Annotated in this window: 4 protein-coding genes; all 4 read left to right on the forward strand. The window is 68.6% G+C overall.

Annotated features, from left to right (window positions below; translation table 11 throughout):
* On the forward strand, positions 1-948 hold a 948-nt coding region (hflK, locus tag HUU96_RS11200; RefSeq protein WP_174292879.1), incomplete at its 5' end, for a protease modulator HflK.
* A complete protein-coding gene (hflC, locus tag HUU96_RS11205; RefSeq protein WP_174292880.1) occupies positions 945-1,829 on the forward strand; it encodes a protease modulator HflC in 885 nt (294 codons plus the stop codon). The genes hflK and hflC, both read left to right, overlap by 4 nt.
* 108 nt (positions 1,830-1,937) lie before the next feature.
* Entirely contained in the window at positions 1,938-3,485 is a 1,548-nt protein-coding gene (locus tag HUU96_RS11210) for a Do family serine endopeptidase (protein WP_174292881.1), read from the forward strand.
* Between the two features lie 107 nt (positions 3,486-3,592).
* Positions 3,593-4,928, forward strand: a 1,336-nt coding sequence (locus HUU96_RS11215) for a helicase HerA-like domain-containing protein (RefSeq protein ID WP_174292882.1), incomplete at its 3' end; no start/stop codon positions are given.

Consider the following 4,928-nt stretch of genomic DNA (forward strand, 5'->3'; position numbering starts at 1 on the left):
GCCAAGCCGAGCGCGCTGGACGAACTGCTCGCGCGGGCGCGCGGCGGTGGCGGCGGCAATGGCGGCGGCACCAGTAGCGGTCGCGGTCGGCCGGAGCCCAAGGCGCTGTGGGGGATCGGCATCGCGCTGGTTGTTGCGCTGTGGGTCCTCTACACCTCGATCCACCCGATCGGCCCGCAGCAGCGCGGCGTCGTCACCTTTTTCGGAGCCTATTCGGACACGCTTGATCCCGGCATCCGCCTGACGCTGCCGGCCCCGATCTCCACCGTGCGCACCGTCGACGTGCAGAAGATCCGTACCGACAGCTTCCCGCAGGGCGATGGCGAGAACCTGATGCTCACCGGCGACCAGAACGTCGTCGACCTCGCCTATTCGGTGCGCTGGGACATCACCAGCCCGCAGGATTTTGTCTTTCAGCTGCAGAACCCCGGCCAGACGGTGCGCGACGCGGCCGAGAGCGCCATGCGCGCGGTCATGGCGACCACCACCTTCACCCAGGCGACCGGTGGCGGCCGCGTCGCGGTGGAGACGCGGGTCGGCGACCTGACCCAGCATATCCTCGACAGCTATCACTCCGGCGTGCGTATCCAGGGCGTCTCGATCCGCCAGGCGAGCGCGCCGCAGCGGATCATCGAGGAGTTCAACGCCGTCACCGCCGCGCAGCAGGAGGCGGTCGGCAACCTCAACAACGCGCAATCCTATGCCAGCCAGGTGATCGCCCGCGCCCAGGGCGACGCGGCGTCGTTCGACAAATATTACGTCCAGTACAAGCTCGCGCCGGAGGTCACGCGTCGGCGCATGTATTACGAGACGATGGAGGCGGTGCTGGCGCGCAGCGACAAGACGGTGGTGGAGGCGAACGGCGTCGTGCCGTACCTGCCGCTCAACGGGGCCAAGCCGCTGCCGGCCGCGCCCGACGCCGTCGTCCAGGCGGGAGCGCCGCAATGAACGGCTTCAGTTGGACCGGCCTCACCTGGCGCAACCCGGTCGTCGCCGGCATTGCCGCGCTGATCCTGGTCATCCTGGCCGCGGCGACCTTCGCGATCGTGCCGGAGACGCAGCAGGCGGTGATCCTGCGCTTCGAACAGCCGGTCGGCATCATCAACGAATGGCACGGGGGCCAGCCGTTCGGCACCACCGGCGCGGGGCTGATCGCGCGCTGGCCGTTCATCGACAAGATCGTCTGGGTCGACAAGCGCATCCTCGACCTTGACCTGGAGGACACTCGCGTCCTGTCAAGCGACCAGCGGCCGATCAACGTCGACGCCTTTGCCCGCTTTCGCATCGTCGACCCGCTGCGCACGGTGCTGACCGCGGGCGGCGAGCTGGGCGTCGAGAACGCGCTGAGGCCGATCTTCAACTCGGCGTTGCGCAACGAGCTGGGCAAGCGCGAGTTCGCCGAGCTGCTCAGCCCGGAGCGCGGCCAGTTGATGGAGAACATCCAGACCGGCCTGCAGCGCGACGCGAAGAAATATGGCGTCGAGATCGTCGACGTGCGGATCAAGCGTGCCGACCTGCCCGCTGGCCTGCCGCTCGACAGCGCCCTCAGCCGCATGAAGACCCAGCGCCAGCAACAGGCGGCGACGATCCGGGCTGAGGGTCAGCGCAACGCCCAGATCGTCCGCGCCGACGCCGATGCCGGCGCGGCGAAGATCTATGCCGACGCTTTCGGCAAGGATGCGGAGTTCTACGACTTCTACCGCGCCATGCAGTCGTATCGGCACACCTTTGGCGCGGACGGCACGCCGTCGGGCGGCCCGGGGTCGACCAACTTCGTGCTGTCGCCCAACAACGCCTATCTGAAGCAGTTCTACGGCCGCGGGAAATAGCGGCGCTCCGGCTGCTGACGCACCCGTTCATGTTCAATCGGCGTTCAGCCTGTCTGGGTCAGGGACCGATCCAATCACCTGATTAGCCTTCGAGAGGAAACCATCCTAGTGCGTTACGCCTACGCCCTCACCAGCGCGATCCTCCTTGGCGGTGCCACCGCGACGCTGGCACTTCAGCCGGGCGCGGGGCAGACCGCGCAGAACGACCCCGGCCAGATGGCGCAGGTCGCGCCGCGTGCCGGCGCGCCGACCAGCTTCGCCGACCTCGTCGCCAAGCTGCAGCCGGCGGTGGTCAACATCTCCACCAACCAGAAGGTCACGGTGCGCCAGCCGCAGAACCCGTTTGCCGGGACGCCGTTCGGCGACCTGTTCGGGCAGATGCAGGGCGGCGGCGGCCAGGGCGGCGCGCCGATCACGCGCGACGCGCAGTCGCTGGGATCGGGCTTCATCATCTCCGCCGACGGCTATGTCGTGACCAACAACCACGTCATCGCACCGGGCGCGAAGGGGGCCAGCGTCGAGTCGATCACCGTGACGCTGCCCGACCGCAAGGAATATACCGCCAAGCTGGTCGGCCGCGACGCCGCGTCCGATCTGGCGCTGCTCAAGATCACCGCGCCGGCACCGCTGCCGTTCGTGCATTTCGGCGACTCGACGCGGGCGCGGCCGGGCGACTGGGTGGTCGCGATCGGCAATCCGTTCGGGCTGGGCGGCACCGTCACCGCCGGCATCGTTTCGGCAGTGCATCGCTCCACCGGGCTCGGCAACCAGGCCGACCGCTTCATCCAGACCGATGCCGCGATCAACCAGGGCAATTCCGGCGGCCCGATGTTCAACCTCGCCGGCGAGGTGATCGGCATCAACTCGCAGATCCTGGGCAGTTCGACCGGCGGCAATATCGGCATCGGTTTCGCGATCCCCGCGGAGGAGGCCAAGCCGGTCATCGACACGCTGATCAAGGGCGGCACCGTCAAGCGCGGCTATCTCGGCGTCGGCATCCAGGAGATGACCGACGACAATGCCGCGGCGCTGGGCCTGCCCAAGAACCAGGGCGAGCTGATCGCCTCGGTCGAGCCGAGCGGCCCTGCCGGCAAGGCAGGGCTGAAGGCTGGCGACGTCGTGACCCGCGTCAACGGTCAACTCGTCACCCCCGACCAGACGCTGTCCTATCTCATCGCCAACGTTCCGCCGGGCTCCAACGCGCGCTTCGACGTGATCCGCGACGGCAAGCCGCTCGGGCTGACGGCGACGGTTGCGACCCGGCCGGACGAGGAGAAGATCGCCAGGCTGACCGGGCGTGGCGGCGACGATGACGGTGACGGCATCCCCGACGACGACAGCGCCACCCCGACGCAGCCGGCCAACAACCCGCTAGGCGTCACCGTCACGCCGCTGACCCCGCAGATCGCCCGCGCGATCGGCGTGGACTCCACGGTGCAGGGCGTGGTCGTGTCGTCGGTCGATCCGTCGAGCGATGCCGCGCAGAAGCTGCAGCGTGGCGACGTGATCCAGGCGATCAACTCGGCGCAGGTCCGCACCGCCGCCGATCTCGCCCGCGGGATCGCCGTTGCCAAGGCGGCAGGGCGCACGCAGGTGCTGCTGCTGGTCAGCCGCAAGCAGGGCAGTGCGCTCTTCTACCCGGTGAAGATCAAGTAAGCCGGGCAGTAGGTCACGGCTGATGGATTGCGCGCCGGCCGGAGATAGTTGCCCGCTTTCGCAGGGATGACGAAAGCGGGTAGGGTCTTCCAAGACGGGAGACACTCATGGACGATATCTTCATCGGTGCCAATCAAGGCGGTACCGACCCACAGCGGCTGCCGCTCCGCCTCGCCAACCGCCACGGGCTGATTGCCGGCGCGACCGGCACCGGCAAGACGGTGACACTGCAGGGCATCGTCGAGCAGTTCAGCCGCGCCGGCGTGCCGAGCTTCGTCGCCGACGTGAAGGGCGACCTGTCGGGGCTGGCGATGGCCGGCTCGCCGATCGCGCGCACCCACGACGCCTTCGCCAAGCGCGCCGCCGCGATCGGCGACGCCAACTGGGCCTATGCCGATACGCCGGTGCAGTTCTGGGATCTGCTCGGCCAGCAAGGTCACCCGATCCGCACCACCGTCAGCGAGATGGGGCCGCTGCTGCTTGCCCGGCTGCTCGACCTCAACGACGTGCAGGAGGGGGTGCTGACCATCGCCTTCCACGTCGCCGACAAGGAGGGGCTGCTGCTCCTCGACCTCGACGACCTGCAGGCGATGCTGTCGGAATGCGCCGCGCGCGCCGACGAGCTGACCACCGTCTACGGCAACATCTCCAAACAGTCGGTCGGCACCATCCAGCGCGCGCTGCTCCAGCTGCGCAGCCAGGGTGCCGAGCATTTCTTCGGCGAGCCGGCGCTCGACCTGCACGACTTCATCGGCGCGGACGACAAAGGGCGGGGGATCGTCAACATCCTCGCCGCCGACAAATTGATGGCGACGCCGGCACTCTACGCGACTTTCCTCCTATGGTTGATGAGCGAGCTGTTCGAGCTGCTGCCGGAGGTCGGCGACCCCGACAAGCCGGTGCTGTGCTTCTTCTTCGACGAAGCGCATCTGTTGTTCGATTCGGCACCGAAGGCGCTGCTGGATAAGGTCAAGCAGGTGGTGCGGCTGATCCGCTCCAAGGGCGTCGGCATTTATTTCATCACCCAGAACCCGATCGACGTGCCCGACACCGTGGCGGGGCAGCTCAACAATCGCATCCAGCACAAGCTCAATGCCTTCACCCCGTGCGACCAGGCGGCGGTCAAGGCGGCGGCGCAGACCTTCCGCGCCAGCCCGGGCGTCGACGTCGCGAGCGCGATCACCCAGCTCGGCATCGGCGAGGCGCTGGTGTCGCTGCTCCAGGCCGATGGCTCGCCGGCACCGGTCAGCCGCACCCTGGTGGCACCGCCCGGCAGCCGCGTCGGGCCGGTCACCCCGCAGGAGCGGCAGGTGCTGGTCCAGACCGACGCGATCGGTGCCAAGTACGACACGGCCGTCAACCGCGAGTCGGCGCAGGAGATGCTGGCGGCCAAGGCCCAGGCCGCCGCCACCGCCGCCGCGCAGGCCCCGGCGAGCGGGCCGG

This window comes from Sphingomonas bacterium, assembly GCF_903644135.1.
Taxonomy (GTDB): domain Bacteria; phylum Pseudomonadota; class Alphaproteobacteria; order Sphingomonadales; family Sphingomonadaceae; genus Sphingomonas.